24 protein-coding genes are annotated in these 20,995 nt (G+C 72.8%); 6 read left to right on the top strand and 18 right to left on the bottom strand.

All coding sequences use genetic code 11. The features are described from left to right. Positions 1 to 39 precede the first annotated feature (39 nt). On the top strand, positions 40 to 417 hold the full coding sequence (locus tag ACFY0X_RS15985; protein ID WP_387754504.1) for a hypothetical protein: 378 nt from the start codon (positions 40 to 42) through the stop codon (positions 415 to 417). Positions 418 to 488: 71 nt separating this feature from the next. Here ACFY0X_RS15985 and ACFY0X_RS15980 read toward each other — a convergent pair whose 3' ends face one another. Continuing rightward, positions 489 to 1,370: a helix-turn-helix domain-containing protein gene (locus ACFY0X_RS15980; RefSeq protein WP_387754501.1), complete on the bottom strand. Its 882-nt coding sequence runs from the start codon at positions 1,368 to 1,370 to the stop codon at positions 489 to 491. Between the two features lie 193 nt (positions 1,371 to 1,563). On the opposite strand from ACFY0X_RS15980, the gene ACFY0X_RS15975 reads away from it, so the two are divergent. Next, on the top strand, positions 1,564 to 2,487 hold the full coding sequence (locus tag ACFY0X_RS15975) for an alpha/beta hydrolase (RefSeq protein WP_387754498.1): 924 nt from the start codon (positions 1,564 to 1,566) through the stop codon (positions 2,485 to 2,487). A 119-nt stretch (positions 2,488 to 2,606) separates the two neighbouring features. On the opposite strand, the gene ACFY0X_RS15970 is transcribed toward ACFY0X_RS15975, so the two are convergent. The 7 genes from ACFY0X_RS15970 to ACFY0X_RS15940 form a co-directional block, all read right to left on the bottom strand. Next, positions 2,607 to 3,740 (bottom strand): methyltransferase domain-containing protein, encoded by a 1,134-nt coding sequence (locus tag ACFY0X_RS15970; RefSeq protein WP_387754496.1) that lies wholly within the window; start codon positions 3,738 to 3,740, stop codon positions 2,607 to 2,609. Then, the gene (locus tag ACFY0X_RS15965; RefSeq protein ID WP_387754493.1) at positions 3,737 to 3,880 is read right to left on the bottom strand and encodes a hypothetical protein; all 144 of its coding nucleotides are present in this window, start codon (positions 3,878 to 3,880) and stop codon (positions 3,737 to 3,739) included. The genes ACFY0X_RS15970 and ACFY0X_RS15965 overlap by 4 nt, the downstream gene beginning before the upstream one ends. A 132-nt stretch (positions 3,881 to 4,012) precedes the next feature. Then, positions 4,013 to 4,861, bottom strand: coding sequence for a helix-turn-helix domain-containing protein (locus tag ACFY0X_RS15960; RefSeq protein WP_387754491.1), 849 nt, complete (start codon positions 4,859 to 4,861; stop codon positions 4,013 to 4,015). A 30-nt stretch (positions 4,862 to 4,891) separates the two neighbouring features. Then, complete coding sequence (locus ACFY0X_RS15955; RefSeq protein ID WP_387754488.1) at positions 4,892 to 5,422, bottom strand: DUF6879 family protein; 531 nt, start codon at positions 5,420 to 5,422, stop codon at positions 4,892 to 4,894. Then, entirely contained in the window at positions 5,346 to 5,657 is a 312-nt protein-coding gene (locus tag ACFY0X_RS15950; RefSeq protein WP_387754486.1) for a hypothetical protein, read from the bottom strand. Before ACFY0X_RS15950 ends, ACFY0X_RS15955 begins: the two co-directional genes overlap by 77 nt. A gap of 286 nt (positions 5,658 to 5,943) precedes the next feature. After that, positions 5,944 to 6,195, bottom strand: a complete 252-nt coding sequence (locus ACFY0X_RS15945) for a hypothetical protein (RefSeq protein ID WP_387754483.1) — start codon at positions 6,193 to 6,195, stop codon at positions 5,944 to 5,946. After that, positions 6,195 to 6,557, bottom strand: coding sequence for an ATP-binding protein (locus tag ACFY0X_RS15940; RefSeq protein WP_387754480.1), 363 nt, complete (start codon positions 6,555 to 6,557; stop codon positions 6,195 to 6,197). Before ACFY0X_RS15940 ends, ACFY0X_RS15945 begins: the two co-directional genes overlap by 1 nt. 254 nt (positions 6,558 to 6,811) lie before the next feature. On the opposite strand from ACFY0X_RS15940, the gene ACFY0X_RS15935 reads away from it, so the two are divergent. The 3 genes from ACFY0X_RS15935 to ACFY0X_RS15925 all read left to right on the top strand — a co-directional run bounded on the left by ACFY0X_RS15935 (position 6,812) and on the right by ACFY0X_RS15925 (position 8,117). Beyond that, complete coding sequence (locus ACFY0X_RS15935; protein ID WP_387754477.1) at positions 6,812 to 7,660, top strand: helix-turn-helix domain-containing protein; 849 nt, start codon at positions 6,812 to 6,814, stop codon at positions 7,658 to 7,660. A gap of 10 nt (positions 7,661 to 7,670) precedes the next feature. Continuing rightward, positions 7,671 to 7,862, top strand: coding sequence for a DUF397 domain-containing protein (locus ACFY0X_RS15930; protein WP_387754474.1), 192 nt, complete (start codon positions 7,671 to 7,673; stop codon positions 7,860 to 7,862). A gap of 66 nt (positions 7,863 to 7,928) precedes the next feature. Then, positions 7,929 to 8,117, top strand: coding sequence for a DUF397 domain-containing protein (locus ACFY0X_RS15925; protein WP_387754471.1), 189 nt, complete (start codon positions 7,929 to 7,931; stop codon positions 8,115 to 8,117). A gap of 9 nt (positions 8,118 to 8,126) precedes the next feature. Here ACFY0X_RS15925 and ACFY0X_RS15920 read toward each other — a convergent pair whose 3' ends face one another. Further along, complete coding sequence (locus tag ACFY0X_RS15920) at positions 8,127 to 8,774, bottom strand: NADPH-dependent F420 reductase (protein ID WP_387754468.1); 648 nt, start codon at positions 8,772 to 8,774, stop codon at positions 8,127 to 8,129. Positions 8,775 to 8,850: 76 nt separating this feature from the next. Between ACFY0X_RS15920 and ACFY0X_RS15915 the strand changes: the two genes are divergently transcribed. After that, entirely contained in the window at positions 8,851 to 9,243 is a 393-nt protein-coding gene (locus ACFY0X_RS15915; protein ID WP_387754466.1) for a winged helix-turn-helix transcriptional regulator, read from the top strand. 46 nt (positions 9,244 to 9,289) lie between these two features. Here the strand turns inward: ACFY0X_RS15915 and ACFY0X_RS15910 are convergent, their stop codons facing one another. From ACFY0X_RS15910 to ACFY0X_RS15870, 9 genes are all read right to left on the bottom strand, one after another. Then, the gene (locus ACFY0X_RS15910; RefSeq protein WP_387754464.1) at positions 9,290 to 10,498 is read right to left on the bottom strand and encodes a serine hydrolase domain-containing protein; all 1,209 of its coding nucleotides are present in this window, start codon (positions 10,496 to 10,498) and stop codon (positions 9,290 to 9,292) included. A gap of 229 nt (positions 10,499 to 10,727) precedes the next feature. Continuing rightward, on the bottom strand, positions 10,728 to 11,837 hold the full coding sequence (menC, locus tag ACFY0X_RS15905) for an o-succinylbenzoate synthase (RefSeq protein WP_387754462.1): 1,110 nt from the start codon (positions 11,835 to 11,837) through the stop codon (positions 10,728 to 10,730). Then, complete coding sequence (locus ACFY0X_RS15900) at positions 11,834 to 12,643, bottom strand: GNAT family N-acetyltransferase (RefSeq protein WP_387754459.1); 810 nt, start codon at positions 12,641 to 12,643, stop codon at positions 11,834 to 11,836. Before ACFY0X_RS15900 ends, menC begins: the two co-directional genes overlap by 4 nt. A gap of 53 nt (positions 12,644 to 12,696) precedes the next feature. Continuing rightward, entirely contained in the window at positions 12,697 to 14,295 is a 1,599-nt protein-coding gene (locus ACFY0X_RS15895; RefSeq protein ID WP_387754457.1) for a PucR family transcriptional regulator, read from the bottom strand. Continuing rightward, positions 14,292 to 15,842: an amidohydrolase family protein gene (locus tag ACFY0X_RS15890; RefSeq protein ID WP_387754454.1), complete on the bottom strand. Its 1,551-nt coding sequence runs from the start codon at positions 15,840 to 15,842 to the stop codon at positions 14,292 to 14,294. The genes ACFY0X_RS15895 and ACFY0X_RS15890 overlap by 4 nt, the downstream gene beginning before the upstream one ends. Beyond that, entirely contained in the window at positions 15,835 to 17,601 is a 1,767-nt protein-coding gene (locus tag ACFY0X_RS15885) for a dipeptide ABC transporter ATP-binding protein (protein ID WP_387754452.1), read from the bottom strand. Before ACFY0X_RS15885 ends, ACFY0X_RS15890 begins: the two co-directional genes overlap by 8 nt. Further along, on the bottom strand, positions 17,598 to 18,473 hold the full coding sequence (locus ACFY0X_RS15880; protein ID WP_387754450.1) for an ABC transporter permease: 876 nt from the start codon (positions 18,471 to 18,473) through the stop codon (positions 17,598 to 17,600). The genes ACFY0X_RS15885 and ACFY0X_RS15880 overlap by 4 nt, the downstream gene beginning before the upstream one ends. Continuing rightward, complete coding sequence (locus ACFY0X_RS15875; protein WP_387754447.1) at positions 18,470 to 19,408, bottom strand: ABC transporter permease; 939 nt, start codon at positions 19,406 to 19,408, stop codon at positions 18,470 to 18,472. The genes ACFY0X_RS15880 and ACFY0X_RS15875 overlap by 4 nt, the downstream gene beginning before the upstream one ends. Further along, positions 19,405 to 20,988, bottom strand: a complete 1,584-nt coding sequence (locus ACFY0X_RS15870; RefSeq protein ID WP_387754445.1) for an ABC transporter substrate-binding protein — start codon at positions 20,986 to 20,988, stop codon at positions 19,405 to 19,407. Before ACFY0X_RS15870 ends, ACFY0X_RS15875 begins: the two co-directional genes overlap by 4 nt. Positions 20,989 to 20,995 lie beyond the last annotated feature (7 nt).

Genomic DNA, 20,995 nt, shown 5'->3' with positions numbered 1-20,995 from the left:
CTGCGACAGCAGCCCGCCCCGCCACGAGAGAAGACCGAGATGCCCGCGATACCCAGGAAGCCCCGGCTCAAGGCCGGGATCGTCGCCGCCCTCACCACCGCGGCGGGAGTGCTGGGCGTCGCCGCCGCGCCCGGCGCCCAGGCGGCGGGCAACTGCGTCCACTACGGGCAGTCGGGGTACGCGCAGGTGTTCACCGACTACAACTACTCCGGCGACTGCTGGGAGTTCCCGATCGGGACCTGGACGGTCTTCCCCGTCCTGGTCAACCACAAGGTCTCCTCGCTGAGGAGCTGGTCCGCCCACTCCGGCCAGGTCGTGCACCTGTCCGGCGACGGCCTGACCTTCGACGCGGGCGCCGGCGAGTGGTGGCCGAACCTGCCCGGCTGGTTCAACGACCGGGCGAACGCCGGCTACTGACCCCCGGCGGCGACGACGGCGGGAGCCCCCGGAGTGGGAAGTCGGACCCGCCGACTTCCCACTCCGGGGGCTCACCGTGCCGGGGGCTCCGCACGCTCGGCGGCCGGCGGCCGGGCGGCGGTCCACGAGGTGAGGAAGCGCAGGGCGTCGTGGGAGGGGCTGCCGGGTTCGGCGGTCAGGACCATGAGGCGCTGCCCGGAGCCGTCCGGGCTGGCCCAGGTGTCGCAGTCGAGGGTGAGGTCCCCCACCAGGTGGTGGCGGTAGTGCTTGGTGCCGTGGCCGGCGCTGTTGACCCGGTGCTCGGCCCACCAGGTGCGGAAGTCGGCGTCCTGGAGGGACAGGTCGCCGACGAGTCGGGCCAGGGCGGGGTCGTCGGGGTCGGCCGCGGCTTCCATGCGCAGCGCGGCGACGGCCTGCCGGGCGTCGTGGGACCAGTCGCGGTGCAGCCGCCGGACCACCGGGTCGGTGAACAGCAGCCTCAGGTAGTTGCGCCGGTGGGCCGCGACGGCGGCGAAGTCGGTGTAGAGGGCCGTGGCGGCGGGGTTCCAGGCCAGGACGTCCAGGCGTTGGCCGAGGACGAGCGCGGGCGTGCCGGTGAGCTGGTCGAGCAGGCGCCCCATGGCCGGGCGCGGGCGCTGGACGGGCCGGCGGGGACGCGGGCGGGCGTCGGTGCGGCCGGCGAGCTCGTAGAGGTACCTCTGCTGGTCGTCGTCCAGGCGCAGGGCGCGGGCCAGCGTGACGAGCACGGGTGCGGACGCCCGGACCCGGCCCTGTTCGAGCCGTGTGTAGTAGTCCACGCTGATGGCGGCGAGCCCGGCGGCCTCCTCGCGGCGCAGCCCGGCGACCCTGCGGGGCGTGCCCGTCTCGGGGAGGCCGCACTCCCGCGGGGTCAGCTGGGCCCGGCGGGCCTTGAGGAAGGCGCCCAGCGCCCGGGGGTCGGAGTCCGAGGTCATGGCGTCCAGTGTCGTCGTGCCGGGAGGGTGGCGGCAGGGGTCCGAGGGGGGCAGGTTCTTTCCCGGGCACGGATCCGGCTCTGCCGCGCGGGCGGCGGGTGACGGACCGTGGAGGCGTGCCCGGCAGGGCGGGGCCCCGGGCCCCGTGCGGGTACGTCACGCCCCCCGCCACCGTCTCGTTGGAGAGTTCCCCATGCCCCGGACCACCGTCCGTTTCGACAGCGCCGGCCTCAGCCTCGCCGGCCACCTCTACACCCCTCAGGCGCCGGCTCCGGGCCCGCGGCCGGCGCTCGTGGTCGGCCACCCCGGCACCGGTGTGAAGGAGCAGGCGTCGGGCACCTACGCGCGGCGGATGGCCGAGCGCGGCTTCGTCGCCCTCGCCTTCGACGCCGCCTTCCAGGGCGAGTCGGGCGGTCTGCCGCGGGGGCTGGAGGACCCAGCCCAGCGGGTGGAGGACTTCAAGGCCGCGGTCTCCTACCTCACGGCCCTCGACGAGGTCGACGCCGAGCGGATCGGCCTGCTGGGCATCTGCGCCTCGGGCGCCTACGCGCTGGCCGCGACCGGCGCGGACCCGCGGGTCAGGGCCGTGGCCGCGGTGTCCACCGCCGAGCCCGCCCGCCAGTTCCGCCTCGGCGCCGACGGCGCCCAGGACCCGGCCGTCTTCCGGGCGCTGCTGGAGGCGGCCGCGGCGGCCCGCAGCGCCGCCGCGCGCGGCGAGGACCCCGGGGCGTTGAGCGTGTTCCCGGAGACCGCCGAGCAGGCCCTCGCGCTCGGCGGCCGGCACGGCGCCGACGGCTTCGCGTACTACCGCACCCCGCGCGGGTGGCACGAACGCTCCGCGAAGACCCTCGCGTGGGAGAGCGTCGACCGGATGGCCCTGCACGACGCCTTCCTCGCCGTCCCGCTGATCGGCCCCCGCCCGATCCTCCAGATCATCGGCGAGCACGCCGTCACCGCCTGGATGGCCGTCGAGGCCCACCAGCGTGCCACGGGCCCCAAGGAGCTCCACCGCATCGAGGGCGCCGGCCACGTCGACCTCTACGACCGCGAGCAGTACGTCGCCCCCGCCGTCGACAAGCTCGCCGCGTTCTTCACCGCCCACCTCACCACCGGCTGACCGCGGGTGTGCTTGCCCCGGGCGTCGTGGGTGGGCGGGCCGGCGGGGCCCGTCGGGGCTTCCCGTGCGGTGGTGGTGAGGGGCCCGGCGCCGCGAGGCGGGCTCGCGGCGCCGGGCGGTCACAGTGGCTGGGCGCAGTCGTCCAACCAGGCGTGCCAGCCGTGCGGGGTGACGGTGAGTCCGAGGCGCTCGACGCCGGGCTCGCCCGCCTCGTGCCACCAGGTGAGGGCCTGCTCGAAGTCCTCCCACAGGCGGCGGGCGCCGTACTGGCGGACCTGGTGCGCGTCCTCGCCCTCGCGGAAGGTCACGGCGGCCCAGGCCGGGGCGGTCAGGGAGTAGAGCCACAGGGTTCGGGCCCCGTCGTCGTGCGGCTGGACCGCGTGGACGACGTCGCGCAGGCGCAGGCCGACGGCGAACGGGAACGGGTCGAACCTGCCGTGCGACGGCAGGACGGCGGCGGTGGCGCTCTCGGTGACCGTGCCGCCCGCAGCCGGGTTCCGCGGCCACCGCAGGCGCTGGGAGCGCATCTTCATGAACTCCACCGGCCGTAGGAACGGGCCGGACGCGGTGCCGTCGCCGTGGACGGTGAGGCGCGCCAGGGCGTCGGCGTTGGAGTAGTGGGTGCCGAACGGCGCCAGGATCAGGCCGCCGGGGCGGGTCTGCTCGACCCATGCCCGTGGGACGGCGCGCAGCCCGTAGGTGACGGTGACCCGGTCGTACGGCGCCCCGTTCCTCCAGCCGAGGGCGCCGTCCCCGCAGACGACCCGCGGCCGGTGGCCGGACCGCTCCAGCGCGGTCCGGGCCCGGGCACAGAGCTGTGGGTCGATCTCGATCGTGGTCACGTTCGCGTCGCCGAGCCGGTGGGCGAGCAGGGCGGCGTTCCAGCCGGTGCCGGTGCCCTGTTCCAGCACCCGCATCCCCGGCTCGGCCTGGAGGTCGTCCAGCATGGAGGCGACCAGCGAGCGCATCGAGGCGGAACTGGTCGGGACCGTGCCGGGTTCGACGCCCCGGTGTGCGCCGTCGTCCCACTGGGTGACGATCGGGATGTCCGCGGCGGCCGCCGCCCGCCAGCCGGCCTCGTCCGCGGTCCGGTCGACGGGGCGGCTGGTGCCGGTGGCCATGTCGTGCGCCCAGACCAGGTCCGGCAGGAACAGCTCGCGTGGGACGGCGTCGAAGGCCGGCGCCCAGGCGTCGGCGACGGGGAAGGACCGCCCCGGCGCGGGGCGGCCCTGCTGCTCGGGTGCGAGCGTCACTTGCGGTGTTCCCCGTCGCCGGGCGGCGTGGTGCCGTCGGGGGACGGCGGGTCGGACGGCGGCGTCCACGGGGTTCCGGGGTGCTTGTCCCCCTCGCCGCCACCTGTTCCTCCGCCGCCGTGGCCTCCGTCGATGTCCATGCCGACCTCCTCGTCGTCGCCGTGCTGCCGCCCTCCCGCCACAGTCGGGGCGGGAGGATGCGGTGAGTACGTGACAGACCGTAGGGACGTCGGCGCAACGCGTTCAACGAACTTGCGCCTTCTTGCGGTTCATCACTCGAAGGAGGCACGGGCGGCGGCAGTCAGCGCCCTGGCCTCCGCCCCGTACACGGCCATGTCGGACAGGCCCCTGAAGGCCCGGATGTAGTCCGTGACCTCCCGGGGCTGAAGCACGTTGACCTTCGCCGTCAGGGTCTCCACCACCACCCGTTGATCGTCGAACAGGTAGAAGGCCTCAAGGGGCCAGACGGCGCGCGGGCAGCCGGCCGGGATGATCCCGACGGAGACGGACGGCAGCGACATCAGGGTGAGCAGGTGGCCGAGCTGGGCGGCCATGTCCTCCGCACTGCCGATCCTGGTGCGCAACACCCATTCCTCGATCAGGACCGCGAACCGCCGTGCCCCGGTGTACAGGAGCCGCGCCCGCGCCAGACGCGCCGGTACGGCTGCCGCCACGTCGTTCGGCGTGCCCTGGAAGTCCGTGATGGACTGCAGGAGCGCCGTCGCGTACCCGGCGGTCTGGAAGAGGCCGGGGAGCACGTTCGACACGTAGATCCGGAAGAGCCTCGTGCGCTCGTAGTCGCCGATGACCCTCTCTTGGGCGAGCCTCATGCCGGAGCCGTTCCGGCGCCTCCACTCCTGGTACACCGAGTCGGCGGCACGCGATGCCGCGATCAGGTCGGGGATCCGGTCGTCGGCCCCGCAGGCGGTGCACCAGGCTCTTATGTCGCCCTCCGAGGGAGCGGCCTTGCCGGACTGGATGCGAGAGGTCTTGGCCGGGTGCCAACCGCACAGGACGGACAGCTCACCGCCGTTGAGCCCGGCGTCCTTGCGGATCTCGACCAACTGGTCGGCGACGGCCTTCCGCGCTGCCACGACACTGGACGAAGGCGACGATGACATGTGCTGCCCACCCGGTGGTTCGGAACCGACTCAGACCTCGAAGTCCTCGTGGGGTACTGCCCGTTCCCACACAGCCTCGAAAGCCTTCGTACACAGTTCCACAACCGCCGGTTCCTCCGTCATCACGTTCCGGGGATCCGCCCACTCGCCGTCACCGGTGAACAGGTTGAACCGCACGATCCGGCTGTCGAACATCCAGAAGTCGGCTCCCGGCAACGCGAGGTCCAGTGCCCGGCTCCGGGGCAGCCATCGGATCTCCTCGCCGGCCGCGATGTTGGTGAACGTGTGGGAGTGCTCGTAGCGGATGTACTCGGACACCGGCTCCGACACGATCCGGGCGCGCCGGATGGTCACCCCACGGGCGACGGTCTCCACCACGAAGTCGTGGAACGGATGCCACCACTCGGCCCGGTTCTCCACGGAGTACCGGTGCCCGGCCTTCCACGCGGCGAACTGGTCGGCCTCGTCGGTGACGCTGTACTGATCACGCATCTCCAGATGCACGGCCGACTTCTTCGTCTCCCGGAGGAGGGTCCTGAAGTCCGGCACGTTCGATGGCATCGCAGGCCCTCCTGACGAAGGGGATCATTCGCTCGGGGACGCTGATCACGGACTCGTGGGCAGGTACACCGACCTTGTGGCCGGCAACCCACTCGGTCTCGCTGACCTCCGCGAACTCGACCCCGGTGACGGTGTCGCTCTGGATCACGAGCCGACGCCGAGCAACGTCCGCCCAGACGGTGGGCGAGCCTTCCTCGTTGGTCTCAGGGTCGATTCCGAAGAACTCTAGGCCCATGGCTGCCTCTCCTGTCACTCGGCATGCGCCTTCCGGCGCTCGGAGTTGACGCGGCCACCAGCATCCGGTGTCCGCTGCCGTCTTGTCCGGCGTTTCCCGGCGAACCGCCCTTCCGGTGCGCCGCCGGGCTCGAAGCGGCGCCGCGGCCCCCGGCGCGTGGGCGGCGGGGGCCGGCGGGTGGCGGGTCAGGCGTCCTCGTCGGGCGGGGCCGCGCGGAGGGCGGTGACGACGCCCAGGGCGACGGTCGCGAAGGCGAGGGCGAGGAGGACGGCGAAGGCCGTCCCGATCAGGAACCGCACGGGAGTTCGCGTTCGGCGTCGAGGAGCAGGACGAGGAGGTTGAGCAGGGTCGAGGCCGGCGCGGTGCCGAAGCGGACGAGGACGCGGCCGTCGATGGTCTGGTCGGTGGAGGCCGAGGGGAAGACCAGCCCGAACTTCCGGCCCCGTTCCTGGACTTCGGCGAGGAGGGTGCGGATGTGGTCGTCGGTGTAGTGCCGGATCCGGGGGTCGGTCGGCAGCATCGGGTGGCGGCGGGACATCACGCGGCACCGTCCAGCTCGAACCAGACGGATTTGGCGCGCTCGTGGGAGTCGACGCCCCAGCGGTGGGTGAGGGCCTCGACCAGCTGGAGGCCCCGGCCGGACTCGGCCAGCAGGGACAGCAGTGGGGTGACGGGGAGGATCGGGCTCTGGTCCGTGACCGAGACGCGGAGGTTGCCGTTGGTGGAGATGACCTGGACGAGCGGGGCGGGGGTGTCCCCGTGGCGCCAGGCGTTGACGAGCAGCTCGCACAGGGCGAGCTGCGCGTCGGAGATGGCGGAGGGGGACCAGCCGACGCGGGTCATGGTGGTGCGGAGGGTCTGCCGCGCGATGGCGATGGTGGGGGTGTTGATGTGACGCATGGGAGTTCTCCCGAGGCGTGAGTGGGGAGGAACCGGCGGAGCATGGGTCGCCGTGAGCAAGGCCGGTGGAGATGGATGTGGCTGCTCTTCGGTGCTTGCTAGCAGGCGTTACTGACGATCCGTCGGATCGATGTGAGATCGACCATACTCCATCGGAATCACATGTGATCCCAATTCTGGATAGGTTCACCCTCAGGTGGACCCTGCACACAACAGCGCGGCAGACTTGGTCCACACTGGCCAGGAAGGTTCGAATGCCGCCACGAGCACACCCAACGTTGCGTCAACTGCGCATCGGCACCGAGCTCAGGAAGATGCGCGAGGCCGCTGGCCTGTCGACCACCAACCTGAGCAGAGCACTCGGCATCGACCGGACGCAGGTCAGCCAGATCGAGGCGGCCAAGGTCGGTGTGAGCCCCGAACGGCTCCGCTCCTTCGCGGCTGCCTGCAAATGCATGAACGAGCCCTTGATCGATGCGCTGGAAGCCATAGTCCTGGATCGGTCCAAGGGCTGGTGGGAGGAGTACCGGGGCACGGTCCCGGACGGCTTCCTGGAGAACGCGGAGCTGGAGAAGACTTGCCGCGAGCTCAAGTTGTGGCTTCTCACTCACATGCCAGGACCTTGCCAAACCCTCGGCTACGCCTCGGCTGTCTTCGGACGCGTCTTTCCTCCGCTGCCCCGGCATGAGCTGGAAGCACGCACGGCGTTCAGAATGCAACGCAAGGCAGACCTGCGTCGCAACCCGAAGCCGACGACACTCTTCATCTATGAGTCTGTCCTCTGGACACGGTTCGGCGGCACTCCAATCCTCAAGGAGCAGCTCTCTTCGCTGCTCGAAGACTCCGAGCTACCCTGGCTTGCCGTCCGAGTCGTGCCCTTCGACATCGAAACCTTCCCCGGGGCTGCCGAGAACCTCACCTACGCCTTCGGCGCCGTCCCCGAGCTCGACACAGTCGAACGGGAGTCCTCCCAAGGGCCCGAATATCTCGATGCCGTCAGCGAGCTGAGCAGCTACCGCTTCATCTTCGATCGCACTGAAGCCTCGGCCCTGAGTGAGACCGACTCTCGTGACTTGATCCACAAGATCGCACAGAACCTATGAAAGGCCCGTCATGACCGACACCGAGTGGCAGAAGTCCTCCTTCAGCGGAAACGTCGAGAACTGCGTGGAGGTGCGCACGGTCGCCGGGGCGGTCGAACTCCGCGAATCCGACGAGGGCGACATCATCCTTCGCGCCGCACCCGCCGTCCTCGCCGCCCTTCTCTCCGGCATCAAGGCCGGCGAGTTCGACCACCGTGCCTGACAGTTCCCCTCCGCTCCCCTCGCCCTGCCTGGGCGAGGGGAGCAAGGCTAGAAGCGGAAGACAGCTATGCCTGAGTCGTGGCAGAAATCGAGCTACAGCGGCGCGACCAACGAGTGCGTGGAGGTGCGCACGGTCGCCGGGGCGGTCGAACTCCGCGAGTCCGACGAGGCCCACCTCATCCTCCGCACCACCCCCACCGCCCTCGCCGCCCTTCTCTCCGGCGTCAAATCCGGCGAGTTCGACCACCACGCCTGACCGCGCCGGTCAGGCCCCGCCCACCCCCGCGTACTCCAGCGGCGGGGCGATCGCCTGGGCGTCCACGCCCTCGCCCACCCACAGGCCGATCAGGAACGCCGCCGTCGCCTCCAGCAGGCCCGCCCGGTCGAGTCCTCCCCCGTTGACCGGTTCGCAGCCCAGGTCGCGCACGAGGCTGCGCACCGTGTCGAGGGCCGCCTCGTCGTCGCCGCAGAGCGGCACCGCGAGGGGGCGGCCGCCGAAGACCGGCGGGGTCAGGCCCCACACGCTCTCGTGGCAGAGGTTGAACCCCTTGACCACGGACGCGCCGGGCGCGGCGGCCGCGATGCGCTCGGCCGCCGAGGGGCCGCCGCCGGTCTCCAGGACGAAGCCGGGCGCCACCGGGTTGGTGCAGTCGATCAGCGTGCGGCCCCGTACGGCGCCGCCCAGGGCCGCCACCACGCCGGTCGCCGCCGCGTACGGCACGGCCAGCAGCACGGCGTCCCGGCCGTGCCGGGCCGCGTCCTCCAGGGTCCCCGCCCGGGCGCCGATCCGCTCCGCCAGCGCGGCGGCGCGGCCGGTGTCGCGCCCGCCCACCAGGACGTCGTGCCCGGCCAGCGCCCAGCGGGTGCCCAGCGCCCGTGCCATGGTGCCCGTGCCGGCGATTCCGATCCTCATCAGTCCAGCCCCTCCTGTGGTGGCGTGCGTCGAATTCGGGACGACACTAGGAGGTCGCTCGGGCACCATCTGGTAAGTGACCACTGATCAGGGCTTCCTCGCCGACTGCCGTGCCCGGCTCGCCTTCGACCTGCTCGCCAACACCTGGAACGCGGTGGTGGTGTGGGCGCTGCGGGAGGCGCCCGCGCGGCCGGGTGAGCTGCGCGGGCGGATCGGCGGGATCAGCCCCAAGGTGCTGACGGAGACGCTGCGCCGCCTGCAGTCCGACGGGTTGGTGGAGCGCCGCGCGTACGCCGGGTCGCCGCCGCGCGTGGAGTACTCCCTCACCGGGCTGGGGCGGACGCTGCTGGAGCCGATCGGGGCGTTCGGCGCCTGGGCCTTCGAGCACGGCGAGGACGTGATGGCGGCCCGAGAGCGGGCAGCGGACGCCGGTCGGGCAGCGGACGCCGCTCCGCCGAACCGCCGGTAGCCGGTCCTCCGGATCCCCCGGGACCGCCGGGACCGCCGGGGCGGGCTCAGCGTGCGACCCTCGCGTACGTCTCGGCGAGCCGCTCCCAGATGACGTCCGCGGGAGAGCGCGGCAAGGCGTACCTGTTCGTCACGACGACGAGCGTCACTCCGCGCTCGAGATCCGTCGCGCCCTGCGCGGTGAACCCGGGGTAGCCTCCGCGGTGCCCCTGCCAGATCCGGTCTCCCACGACGGCGCGGTCCGTGCCCATCCCGTAGCTGCCGCCCGCTGCGGCCGACTGCGGTGAGGGCGTGATCATCGCGTCGACGGTCCCCGGCGACAGGAGCCTGTCGCGGACGAAGAGCGCGTCCAGGAACTGGGCGGCCCCGCGGGCGGTGCCGGCGAACAGCCCGTCGGTGAACGGCATGCCGTACATGTCGGTGGGAATGCCGGTGGCGCCGTAGGCGGTGAAGACGTCGGTCAGCGATCCGTCGTCCCGCTGGAGGTAGCCGTGCGCGAACCGGCGCAGCGCGCGCTCGGACCGCTGCAGGGTGATCTGGTCCTCCGTCATCGGCTTGACGTCGCCCGCGCGCCCCAGGAAGCGCCGGATGGCGCGCTCGAGCGCCTCGTCACCGCCCGCCGTCCTGCTCAGCACCCGGCCGAGCACGAGGTAGCCGGTGTTGGAGTACTCCTCGCGCGCACCGGGCTCGACCGGTTCTCTGATGCCCGCGTTGAGCATGGCGAACGACCACGGCCGGTCGGGGTCGTACCGGTCCTCGGCTCCCGGGGACGCGAACGGGAGGAGCGGCGCCACAGCGGGGTCGGCGTACACGTTCGGGTAGCCGCTGGTGTGCGTCAGCAGCATGCGCACCGTGACGGCGTGCGAACCCGCGACCTCCTCCCCCAGGTACGTGCTGATCGGCGTGTCGAGGTCGAGCACGCCGGCTTCCACCTGGTGGAGGGCGAACGCGGCGATGACCTGCTTGCCGAAGCTGGCGTAGTAGAACAGCGTCCTGTCGGTGACGGGCGTTCGGGACTCCAGGTTCGCCGTGCCCCGGTTCGACGACCAGACCACGCGGCCGTCCTTCATCAGCACCGCCTGGACTCCCGGGTCGCCGACATCGGCGGAGGCGCGCTCGAGGGCCTGGTCCAGCTCCCGTGCGAGACCCTTCTGTCGGCTGCCGGGGGCGGGGCGGTCGTCGCCGGCGTGGGCGGCCTGCGCCGGAGCCGCCACCGCCACGCCGAGGGCGAGTGCGGCGGTCACCGTCACCACCATCGCCCTCCTGAGCCGGCGCGTTCCCCCCGTTGCGAACCGTCGCCGGTGACGGCTTCCTGCCGGGGGCGGGGAGTGGCGCGGGTCTTCGCCGTTCCTTGTCCCCGACGTGTTCACCGACATGTTCACCGAGGCGTTCCTGGTCACCGATGCGTTCCTTTCGCTCGGGCGGTCCGACCGGCCGGGAGGAGCCCCGGGCGCCGCGCGGCGGTGCCCGGGGCCCTACGGCCGGTCAGACGGTGAGGGTTTCCGTGGAGGTGGTGGCGGCCTCCAGGGCGTCGGGGTCGGGCACGATGCCGATCCCCGGGCCGGTGGGGACGGTCAGGCGGCCGTCGTGGAGGACGAAGGGGTCGGTGATGTCGCGGGTGTAGTAGCGGGCCGAGGCCGAGATGTCGCCGGGCAGGGTGAAGCCCGGGAGCGCGGCCAGCGCCAGGTTGGCCGCCCGTCCCAGCCCGGTCTCCAGCATGCCGCCGCACCACACCGGTACGCCGTTGGCCAGGCACAGGTCGTGGATCCGGCGGGCTTCCAGGTACCCGCCGACCCGGCCGGGCTTGATGTTCACGATCGAGCAGGCCTCCTGCCGGATGGCGGTGGCCGCGTCCCGGGCCGAGGTGATCGACTCGTCCAGGCAGATCGGGGTGTCCATGCGGGCCGCCAGCCGGGTGTGCGACAGCAGGTCGTCCGGGGCGAACGGCTGCTCGATCAGCGTCAGCCCGTAGGCGTCGAGCCGGCGCAGGTGGGGCTGGTCCGCCGGACCGTAGGCGGTGTTGGCGTCCACCTGCAGGGCGAGGTCCGGGCCGAACGTCTCCCGGACCGCTCGCAGCGGCTCGATGTCCCAGCCCGGTTCGATCTTCAGCTTGATCCGGGCGTAGCCCGCGCGCAGGTAGCCGTCGACGGCGCTGACCAGCTCGTCGACGGTGTCCGTGATGCCGACCGACACGCCGACCGCGAGCTCGGTGCGCGTCGCCCCGAAGTACTGGGCGAGGCTGATGCCGGCGGTGCGCAGTTCGGCGTCCAGTACCGCCATCTCGACGGCCGTCTTGGCCATCGGGTTCCCTCTGACCGGCCGGAGCAGCTCGGGCACCAGCGCCGCGGTCAGCTCGGGGGCCCGGGACAACCGGGGCAGCAGGAACTCGCGGACCACCTGCCGGGCTCCGGCCAGGTACTCGGCGCTGTACGTCGGGTCGTCGTCGGCCACGCACTCGCCCCAGCCGACGGCTCCGTCGGCCGTGGTCACCTTGACCAGCAGCGAGTTCCGGTGTTCCTGGGTTCCCAGTGAGGTCCGGAACGGCGCGACCAGGGGCAGGGCCACCTCGCGCAACTCGACCTGGCGCAGCTTCATTCCGATGTTTCCTTCCGTCGCAGGACGTACCAGCCGGAGCGGTCGAAGCCGTCGATCCGGTAACCGTTCTCCAGGGCGCCGCCGAGCGCCTGGCGCATCGCGGACCGCCAGCGCCGGGCGGCGGCCGGATCGGTCCGCCGCAGGGACTCCGCGTCCGCCGGGGTGGCGCACCGCAGGACGTCGCCGGTCGCGGCGCGCGGTAGGGGCTGGCCGTCGCCGTCCGTTTCGAGCACGGGGTGCGCCGCGGCCAGGTCCGGCAGCGGCGGCGGTGCGTGCGGCGTCCCGTGCACCGGCCAGCTGACGAACAGCCGGTCGGAGTCGTCGCCGTCGTTGATGCCGTCGGCCAACGGCCCGTAGAAGTCGGGCAGGTAGGCCTGGGCGACCGCCCCGAGCCGCTGCAGGTTGAAGTAGGCGTTGCGGCGGATCAGCGGGTCGTACGTCCACGAGATCGACGTCAGGCCCGCCTGGGCGGCCCACTGCCGCTGGTGCGACTTCATCGCCGCGCCGATCCCGCGGCCGTGCATTCCCGGCAGCACGCCGGCCACGTGCGAGTGCAGACTGTCCCCGATGGTGCGGAATCCGGCGGTCACCCCGACCATCGCCGTCCCGAGGTACGCCGCCGCGACGTAGCCGCCGGTGTGGGCGAGCGCGCACATCACGTCCAGGGCCAGCGGTGCCTCGGTGATGTCCGGGGTGTTCCACACGGTGCGCAGCACCGTGTCGGCCTGCTGGAGTTCGGGGACGGTCCGAAGCAGCCGGATTCGGACGTCCGCCCGTTCCGCGTCGGCGGAAGGAAAATCGACCATGGGGCGAGTCTGCTGGGCGGAGCGCCCGGGGCCATTGGCGTCCGGGCCCAAGTTCACCGGGCCTCCTTTGTGCCGATGTCCGGCAGCCGTAGCCGCAGTTGCAGTGCCAGCGCGAGCCGCAGGTCGGGATCGTCGAGGTCGATCAGCTCGGCCAGCCGGCGCAGGCGGTGCCGCAGGGTGTTGGGGTGCAGCGTCATGGCCTCGGCGACCCGTGGCACGTCGTAGTGCCCGGCGATCCAGCAGCGCAGGGTCTTCTCGTACTCCGTGCCGTGCCGGGCGTCGTGGTCGAGCACCGTGGACAGGGGTTCGCCGGCCAGGGCCGGGCGGTACCGGAGCGCCTCGTGGACGTCCCGCAGGAAGATCGGGGCGGCCAGCTCGTCGTGGCGTCCGATCTCCGTCCTGCCGAACGGTCCGCACACCACCGTGAGGGCCTGCCTGGCCTGGCTCAGCCCCGTCGAGACGTCGGCGAGGCCGGGGAGGGTGCGGCTGATCCCCGCCCGCCAGCCGCCGCCGAGGGTGTCCCTCGCCCGGGCCAGCACCGTCGCGATGATCAGCTGGATCACGGGGGCGTCGCAGGCCGTGTCGACCACCGCCGCGGCCTGGCCGTCCAGTGCTCCGGCGGCGGCTCCCAGCCGGTAGGCGGAGAGTCCCATCCGCAGCAGGTCGCCGACGTACTCGGCGGCGGAGTCCGGCGAGACGCCTCGGGCGTGGCCGGCCGGGTCGTCGGGGCGGCCGATCACCAGCACGGTCGCCGGGGCGTCGAAGCGTATGCCGAACGAGTCGGCGAGTTCCCGGGTCGCTCCCTGGCCGCGGAGCAACCAGCCCAGGCGCTCGGCTCGTTGCCGGCGCTCGGTGTCCGCCGCGAGGCTGACCCGGGCCAGGTGGGGCGCGGCCAGGCGCGCGCCCTCGGCGAGGACGTCCGCCGCCTCCCGCGTCAGGGGCTCGTCGCCCTGGAGCACCCAGATGCTGCCCAGCGCCTCGCCGCCGTCGCGGATGGCGATGGCCAGGCGCGGCCGGTACTCCTTCGGCTCGTAGCTCCAGACCGCGGTGTCGCAGCGCAGGACGGCGGCGTACTCCTCGGCGTGGGTGGGGTGGTCGGGCACGCGGCGGCCGAGGATGCCGTCACGCCGCGGGTCGTCGACCAGTTGGCCCGGGACCGTGGAGTAGGCGAGCACGCGCATGGACAGGTCCTCGATCGCCACCGCGCCGCCGGCGCGCACGGCGATGTCGTTGGCGAGGGCGAACAGGTCGGTGGACCGGTGCCGGTCCGGTTCGAAGACCGGGCTCGTGATGGCGCGCAGCGCGTCGATCAGGGTGTAGAGCTGTCCCCAGGAGATCTCGGCGCTGCGTTCCAGGAGCGCCACTCCGGTTCGTTCGGCGGCCTGCGTCAGCGCTGCCGTGTCCGTGGTGCCGGCGCGCATGACCACGGCGCTGGCGTGGTGTTCGGCGGCCCACTCCAGGACGTCGGCGGTCAGTCGGCCGGGTACCAGGACGATCGCGTCGGTCAGCCCCGTCCCGGGGGCGTCGGTGTCGTGGATGGTGGGTGCCCCGACGGCGACCGCCCGGCCCCGGGGCAGCGCGAGCGGCCGCAGGAGGCCGGTTCCCAGGCTGTCGAGCACGACGCCGAGGGTGATCCCGGCGGGGGCCGTCATCGCCGCTCCGATCGCAGCATCCGGCCGCGGCGCTCTCCGGTGAACTCGCCGTCGGCGATGACCTGTTCACCGGCCAGGAACACGTGGGTCACTCCGGTCGGCCGCAGGTCGGGGTGCTCGTAGGTGCCGGCGTGGCCGATCCGCGCGGGGTCGAGGAGCACCAGGTCGGCGACCGAGCCGCGGCCGATCCAGCCGCGGTCGGACAGTCCGAACTGGCTCGCGGTGGCGGAGGTGACCTTCCGGATCGCCTCGGCCAGGTCCACCACGCCGGCGTCCCGGACGTAGCCGCCGAGGAAGGTGGGGAAGGTGCCGTAGGTGCGGGGGTGGTTCGGGCCGATCGGGATGTCGCTGTCCGACCCGATGGCGACCAGCGGATCGGCCATGATCGTCCGCACGTCGTCCTCGTCCATGGTGTGGCAGACGACGTACGCCTGCGGGTCGGCGACGAGCAGCTCGCACAGCACGTCCCACGGTTCCCGTCCGGCCAGCACGTCGGCGAGCCGGCGCCCCGTCACCGACGGGTCGGTGTGCCGCAGGATCTGCAGGTCCTCGGGGTGGACCTCCCGCCACAACCCGACGCCGGTGCCCGGCCCCGGTGCCTCGGCCGTCGCCCTGAGCGCCGCCCGGGTCCGCGGGTCGAGGAGCCGGGCGCGCAGCGCGTCCATGCCGCCCTCGCACGCCTCGGGCGGCAGCATCGCCGACATGCTCGTGCAGAAGGCCCGGTACGGGTACTGGTCCGCCCGGGCGTCGACGCCGTTGCGGCGGGCCTCGGCCAGGGTGTCCAGGATCAGCCGGGACGCGCCGTGGACTGCCCGTCCGGAAGCCTTGCAGTGCGACACCTGCAGCCTGGTGCCGGCTGCTCTGGCGATGGCGACCGCTTCGCCGAGTGCGTCGGCCAGTCCCTCGCTCTCGCTGCGCATGTGGGTGGCGTACGTCCCGTCGTACCGGCGGGCGATCCGGGCCAGGGCGGTGAGTTCGGCCGGGTCCGCGTACGCTCCGGGCACGTACTCGAGGCCGCTGGACAGGCCGCGGGCCCCGGCCGCGAAGGCCTCCTCGGTGAGCGCGCACAGCCGGTCCAGGCCTCCCGGCGGCAGCCGCCGGTCCAGACCGGCCACCGCCAGGCGCAGGGTGTTGTGGCCCACCAGGGGGGCGAGGTGGTTGCTCAGCCCGGCGGCCTCCGCGGCGTCGAGGTAGTCGGCGAAGGTCGTGAACGTCTGCTCGCCCAGTTGGATGGGGCTCAGGTCGGCGGTCGCGGGATCCGCCGGTCCCATCGAGAAGCCGCAGTTGCCGACGACCTCCGTGGTGACGCCCTGCAGCAGCTTGAAGGGCTGCGCGTCGGGCAGGAACGGGACGCTGTCGGAGTGGCTGTGCGGGTCGACGAAGCCGGGGGCCGTCACCAGTCCGGTCGCGTCGATGGTCCGTCTGGCCGCCCCGAGGTCCTTGCCCACGGCGGTGACGCGGCCGGCGGTGACGGCGACGTCGGCGGTGACGGGGGCGGAGGCGAATCCGTCGTGGACCTCGCCGCCGGAGATGATCAGGTCATGCATGGGCTGTCTTTCCGGTCGGTGCCGGCGGCACGGAGGCCACCAGGCGGCGGGTGTACGCGTGGGCGGGGTGGTCGAGCACCGTGTCGGTGTCACCCGTTTCGACCACCCGGCCGTGCAGGAGCACGACGGTGCGGTCGGTGATCTGCCGGGCCATGGCCAGGTCGTGGGTGATGAACAGCAGGGCGGTGCCCAGTTCGTCGTTGACGCGGCGCAGCAGTTCCAGGACGTGGGCCTGGACGGACACGTCCAGGGAGGCGGTGGGCTCGTCGCAGATCAGCAGCGCGGGCCGCACGGCGAGCGCCCGGGCGATCGCGACGCGTTGCTTCTGACCGCCCGACAGCCGGTGCGGGCGCAGTCCGGAGTAGGCGGGTGGCAGGCCGACCAGTTCCAGCAGTTCGCCGACGGGCAGGCGGTCCTCGGGCCGTGCCCGGGCGGCCGCCTCCGCCAGGGTGGCGCCCACCGTCATCGCCGGGTTGAGGGAGGTGGAGGGATCCTGGAACACGCACTGCACCAGGGTCCGCACGGTTCGCCGTCGGCTCGCGGACAGCCGTCGCGGCCGGGTGGTGTCCGTGCCGTCCAGCAGGATGCGGCCGCTGCTCGCCTCGACCAGGCCGAGCAGGCACCGGGCGAGGGTCGTCTTGCCGGATCCGGACTCGCCGACCAGCGCCACTCTCTCCCCCGGGGCGATGCGCAGGTCGACGCCGTCCAGTGAGGTCACCTTGCCGTAGTCCTTGCGCAGTCCCTCGACCAGCAGGAGGGGGCGGTCCGACGGCTTCGCAGGCCTGGCCGTGGCCGGCTGCTCGTCGGCGGCCGGGGGCGCGGGGGGCCGGATCGGGTACCGGCAGGCCGTCCGGTGGGCGACGGCGATCTCGCGCAGCGGGGGCCGGCCGGTGAGGCAGTCGTCCTGTCGTTGCGGGCACCGGTCGGCGAACGCGCACCGGTCGGTGACGTCGGCCGCGCGCGGCACCGAGCCGGGAATGGCCGCCAGGCGCGTGGCGGTGCGTTCCACCGCCGGCAGCGCGCCGATCAGCCCGGCGGTGTAGGGGTGGCCCGGGGCGGCGGCGACGGCCTGGCCGCGGCCCGCCTCCAGCACCCGGCCGGCGTACATCACGTGGACCCGGTCGCCCTGGGCGAACGCGACGCGCAGGTCGTGCGTGATCAGCAGCACGGCCATGGCCCGGTCCGCCTGGATCCCGGTGAGCAGCCGCATGATCTCGTGCTGGACGGTGGCGTCGAGGGCCGTGGTGGGCTCGTCGGCGATCAGCAGTTCGGGGTCCCCGGCCAGGGCCGCCGCCATCGCCACCCGTTGCCGCATCCCGCCGGACAGTTGGAACGGGTACCGCTTGGCCACGTGCGGGTCGTCGATGCCGACCTCCGCGAGCCGGCGGGCGATCTCGGCCCGGTCGCGGCCGGCGCCGCGGGGAAGCGACTCGGCGATGTGCGCGCCCGCGGTCAGCAGCGGGTTGAGCTGGGTGAACGGGTCCTGCATGAGCAGGCCGACGCGTCGGCCGCGCATCGTGCGCAGCACCTTTTCCGGCGCCCCGACGAGTTCGGTCCCGGACAGTCGCACCGAGCCGTGGGCGAGCAGGGGCGGGGGCAGCAGTGCGGCTATCGCCCGGGCGGTCAGGGACTTGCCGCTGCCCGATTCGCCGACCAGGGCGACGGTTTCGCCGGCTGCGACGGTCAGGTCGACGCCGTCGACGATCGGCCGGTCCCCGAGGGTGACCGTGAGCCCCCGGACCTGGAGCAGTTCGCTCATTGCGCAACGCCCTTCCCGGCGTTGAGCCGTTCGAAGATGCTGTCGCCGAGCAGGGTGGCGGCGATGGCGGTGGTCATGATGAGCAGCGCCGGTGCCACGGCCGCCCAGGGGTTGAGGTCCAGCAGGGTGCGGTTCTCCTGGATCATCAGGCCCCAGTCGGGGGTGCCCGCCGGCAGTCCGATTCCCAGGAACGACAGCCCGGTCAGCGCGACCAGCGCGCTGACGAAGCTGAGCAGCAGATTGGCCGTCACGGTCGGCGCCAGGTTGGGCAGCACGTGCCGGAAGACGATCCTGCGGGCCGGCAGGCCCAGGGTGCGGGCGGCGTCGACGTACGCCAGTTCCCGCTGGCCCAGGGCCAGGCTGCGGATGATCCGGATGTCGGCCGGGGCGTTCAGGACGATGAGCGCGAGCACGGCGACCGTGGTTCCGCCGCCGGCGACGCCCACCAGGACGATGAGGACGAGCAGTCCGGGCAGCGCGTACAGCAGGTCGCCCAGTCGCATCAGGACGGCGTCCAGCAGGCCGCGGTGGTAGCCGGCGAGCAGGCCGAGGGTGGTCCCCAGCAGGGTCGTGCCGAGGGCGATCAGCACCGGGGCGACCAGCGCGGTCCCGGCGCCTGCCAGCAGCCGGGACAGCACGTCACGGCCCAGGTCGTCGGTACCGAGCAGGTGGGTCGCGCTCGGGCCTGCGGGGCCCAGCTCGACGTTCTGCAGCGCCGGGTCGTACGGGGCCGCCCAGTCTCCGAGGACCGCGGCCAGCACGATGACCGCGAGGGCCGCCAGCGCGGTCGTCGTCAGGGCGCGGCCGCCGGCGGGCCGGGGCCGCCGGCCGTCTTCCCGGGCGCCAGGCCGGGTCGTCGTCGCCGCGCTCACGCGGGGGCTCCGTGCCGGACGCGGGGGTCGACCACCAGGTAGACCAGGTCCACCAGCAGGTTGACGCCGATGACGACGGCGCCACCGAGCAGTACCAAGGCCTGGATCAAGGCGATGTCCTTCTGGTTCACCGCCTGGACCAGGAGCGATCCCAGTCCGGGCAGGCTGAATGTCTGTTCCACGAACACCGCTCCGGTCAGGTTCGCCGCGGCCAGCAGTCCCGCGACGGTGAGCACGGGCAGCGCGGCGTTGCGCAGGGAGTAGCTCCCCCAGGTCCGCATCCGGCCCAGGCCCCGGGCCCGGGCGAACGTGACGTAGTCCTGGGCGCCGACGTCGAGGGTGGCGGCGCGGGTCTGGCGCACCAGCACGGCCGCCTGACCGAGCGACAGGGCGATCGCCGGCAGGGTGTAGTGCCGCAGGTCCCCGCCCCCGTACGTGGGGAACCAGCCCAGTTCGACGGCGAAGCCGTACAGCAGCAGCAGGCCCAGCGCGAACGGCGGGAAGGACAGCGCGACGAGCGCGACCAGCGTGACGCCCTGGTCGAGCGGCTTGCCGCGGCGCAGCCCGGCCGCCATGCCGGCCGGAATGCCGAGGAGCAGGGTCAGCACCATCGCGCAGCCGGCCAGCGTGGCGGTCACCGGCAGGCGCTCGCCGACCACCGTCAGCACCGGCTGCCTGGCGAGGAGGGAGGTTCCGAAGTCGCCCGACAGCACCTGGCTCAGCCAGTGCCAGTACCGCACCGGGAACGGCTCGTCCAGCAGGTACTGGGCGCGGATCGCGGCGATGGTCTCCGGGGTCGACGGGCGGTCGCCGAGCAGCGCTTGCACGGGTCCGTCCGGGGTGAGGGACAGCAGCCCGTAGGTGAGCAGCGACATCGCCCCGAGCAGGACCACGGCGGAGGCCAGCCGCCGGGCGATCAGCAGGGCGGCGGTCATCCGGTCTCCGCGGGCTTGATCTCGGCCAGGACGTTCAGTGTCCACACTCCGACGTTCTCGGTGAACCGTTTGTTCAGGGCGATGCCCGAGTCCACGCTGTACAGCGGGATGTACGCGGCCTGCTCGGCGGTCTCGGTGAGGATCTCGGTGACCGCCTGCCGGCGTTCCTCGCCGTCCTTCAGGGCGAGCACCGTGTCCACCCGGGTGTCCAGCCGCGGGCTCCGGAACTGGGCGAAGTTGAAGCCGTAGGGCTTCGCCCCGACGCTGGACACGAGGTCCGGCAGCAGCTCGCCCGGGTCCGGGGTGGCGTAGGACAGATCGCTCATGCCCAGGGTGAGTCCGTCGTGCCGGATCCGTTTGGCGCGGTAGCCGTCGTCGGGCAGGGGGTTGAGCTTGAGCTTGATTCCGATCTTGGCCAGGTCCGCCGTGAGGGCCTGCAGGGCGTCCGCCGTGTTGTTGCCGGTGCTGTAGTCGGCGGGCAGTTCGAAGCCGTGGGGGTACGCGGACTTCCCCAGTTCGTCCCTGGCCGCGGCCAGGTCGTACGGGTACCGGGGCAACCGGTCGACCGCGCTCTGGAAGTCGTCGCCGTAGAGCGCTCGGAGCATCGGATGGGTCAGGATCGTGGTCGCGGGTGACGCCTTGGCGCCGACGACCAGCCGCTGTGTGGCCTCCCGGTTCACCGCGTGGGCGACGGCCCTGCGGACGTGGACGTCCGCGAGCGGGCCGTACGTGACGTTGAGGGCGAGGAAGGCGATCGAGTTGCCGGCGTAGAACCGGGTCCTGACGTCCTTCAGCGGGGCCCACTTGCGGATGTCGCGCGGCGGGACCTGGACGGTCCCGTCCACCTCCCCGGAGGAGACGGCCAGCCGCAGTGTCTCCGGGTCGGTGATGGTGGTCACCTTCACCGTGCCGACGGCCGGCCTGGGGCCCCGGTAGTTCTCGTTGCGCTTGAGGGTGATGCCCTCGGTGCCGGAGAACCGGGTGACCTTGTACGGCCCGGTGCCCAGGGTGGGGGAGGCCGGCGTCCCCAGGTCCTGCGGGTGCGCCGCGGCGAGCTTCTTGGGCACCACCTGCCACATCACCGCCACGTTCGACAGGAACGTCTGGGTCGGGGCCTTCAGCACGACGGTGACCTCGTCCGGGCCGGTGGCGCGCACCGACTCGACGGCGGCCACCATGCTCGCCGCCTCGGAGGCCACCTTCGGATCGGTGTGCCGCTCCAGTGAGAACGCGACGTCCTCGGCGGTCATCGGGGAGCCGTCGGAGAACACCACGCCCTGGCGCAGCTTGAACACGTAGGTGACCGGGTCCGGTTCGGTCCACGACTGCGCCAGCTGCGGGACGACCTTGCCGTTCTCGTCCCTCGTCACCGGCGACTCCAGGACCGCGAACTGCACCAGGGTGCACGGACCGGTGAAGCCGTGGGCGATGTCGAGCACGTTGGGCGGGCTCGTGGTGGCCATGGTGAGCGTGTCCGGGTCGCCGGCGGCCGTGGCGCATCCGGTGAGCAGCAGGCTCGCGGTCAGGGCGCCGCCGACCAGCCCGCGGGCCGTTCGGCGGCGTGGCGGAGTTGGGGTCATGGGGGAG

Origin of the sequence: Kitasatospora sp. NPDC001547 (assembly GCF_042894165.1) — a bacterium.
In the GTDB taxonomy this organism is placed as follows: Bacteria; Actinomycetota; Actinomycetes; order Streptomycetales; family Streptomycetaceae; genus Kitasatospora.
Note: the sequence above shows the minus strand (reverse complement) of the source record. Positions and strands in the feature narration are given on the sequence as shown.

Excerpts from the sequence above, each read along its gene's own strand:
- ACFY0X_RS15985 (WP_387754504.1), top strand. The coding sequence starts at position 40 with ATGCCCGCGATACCCAGGAAGCCCCGGCTCAAGGCCGGGATCGTCGCC.
- ACFY0X_RS15980 (WP_387754501.1), bottom strand. The coding sequence starts at position 1,370 with ATGACCTCGGACTCCGACCCCCGGGCGCTGGGCGCCTTCCTCAAGGCC.
- ACFY0X_RS15975 (WP_387754498.1), top strand. The coding sequence starts at position 1,564 with ATGCCCCGGACCACCGTCCGTTTCGACAGCGCCGGCCTCAGCCTCGCC.
- ACFY0X_RS15965 (WP_387754493.1), bottom strand. The coding sequence starts at position 3,880 with ATGGACATCGACGGAGGCCACGGCGGCGGAGGAACAGGTGGCGGCGAG.
- ACFY0X_RS15960 (WP_387754491.1), bottom strand. The coding sequence starts at position 4,861 with ATGTCATCGTCGCCTTCGTCCAGTGTCGTGGCAGCGCGGAAGGCCGTC.
- ACFY0X_RS15955 (WP_387754488.1), bottom strand. The coding sequence starts at position 5,422 with ATGCCATCGAACGTGCCGGACTTCAGGACCCTCCTCCGGGAGACGAAG.
- ACFY0X_RS15950 (WP_387754486.1), bottom strand. The coding sequence starts at position 5,657 with ATGGGCCTAGAGTTCTTCGGAATCGACCCTGAGACCAACGAGGAAGGC.
- ACFY0X_RS15945 (WP_387754483.1), bottom strand. The coding sequence starts at position 6,195 with ATGTCCCGCCGCCACCCGATGCTGCCGACCGACCCCCGGATCCGGCAC.
- ACFY0X_RS15940 (WP_387754480.1), bottom strand. The coding sequence starts at position 6,557 with ATGCGTCACATCAACACCCCCACCATCGCCATCGCGCGGCAGACCCTC.
- ACFY0X_RS15935 (WP_387754477.1), top strand. The coding sequence starts at position 6,812 with ATGCCGCCACGAGCACACCCAACGTTGCGTCAACTGCGCATCGGCACC.
- ACFY0X_RS15930 (WP_387754474.1), top strand. The coding sequence starts at position 7,671 with ATGACCGACACCGAGTGGCAGAAGTCCTCCTTCAGCGGAAACGTCGAG.
- ACFY0X_RS15925 (WP_387754471.1), top strand. The coding sequence starts at position 7,929 with ATGCCTGAGTCGTGGCAGAAATCGAGCTACAGCGGCGCGACCAACGAG.
- ACFY0X_RS15920 (WP_387754468.1), bottom strand. The coding sequence starts at position 8,774 with ATGAGGATCGGAATCGCCGGCACGGGCACCATGGCACGGGCGCTGGGC.
- ACFY0X_RS15910 (WP_387754464.1), bottom strand. The coding sequence starts at position 10,498 with ATGGTGGTGACGGTGACCGCCGCACTCGCCCTCGGCGTGGCGGTGGCG.
- menC (WP_387754462.1), bottom strand. The coding sequence starts at position 11,837 with ATGAAGCTGCGCCAGGTCGAGTTGCGCGAGGTGGCCCTGCCCCTGGTC.
- ACFY0X_RS15900 (WP_387754459.1), bottom strand. The coding sequence starts at position 12,643 with ATGGTCGATTTTCCTTCCGCCGACGCGGAACGGGCGGACGTCCGAATC.
- ACFY0X_RS15895 (WP_387754457.1), bottom strand. The coding sequence starts at position 14,295 with ATGACGGCCCCCGCCGGGATCACCCTCGGCGTCGTGCTCGACAGCCTG.
- ACFY0X_RS15890 (WP_387754454.1), bottom strand. The coding sequence starts at position 15,842 with ATGCATGACCTGATCATCTCCGGCGGCGAGGTCCACGACGGATTCGCC.
- ACFY0X_RS15885 (WP_387754452.1), bottom strand. The coding sequence starts at position 17,601 with ATGAGCGAACTGCTCCAGGTCCGGGGGCTCACGGTCACCCTCGGGGAC.
- ACFY0X_RS15875 (WP_387754447.1), bottom strand. The coding sequence starts at position 19,408 with ATGACCGCCGCCCTGCTGATCGCCCGGCGGCTGGCCTCCGCCGTGGTC.
- ACFY0X_RS15870 (WP_387754445.1), bottom strand. The coding sequence starts at position 20,988 with ATGACCCCAACTCCGCCACGCCGCCGAACGGCCCGCGGGCTGGTCGGC.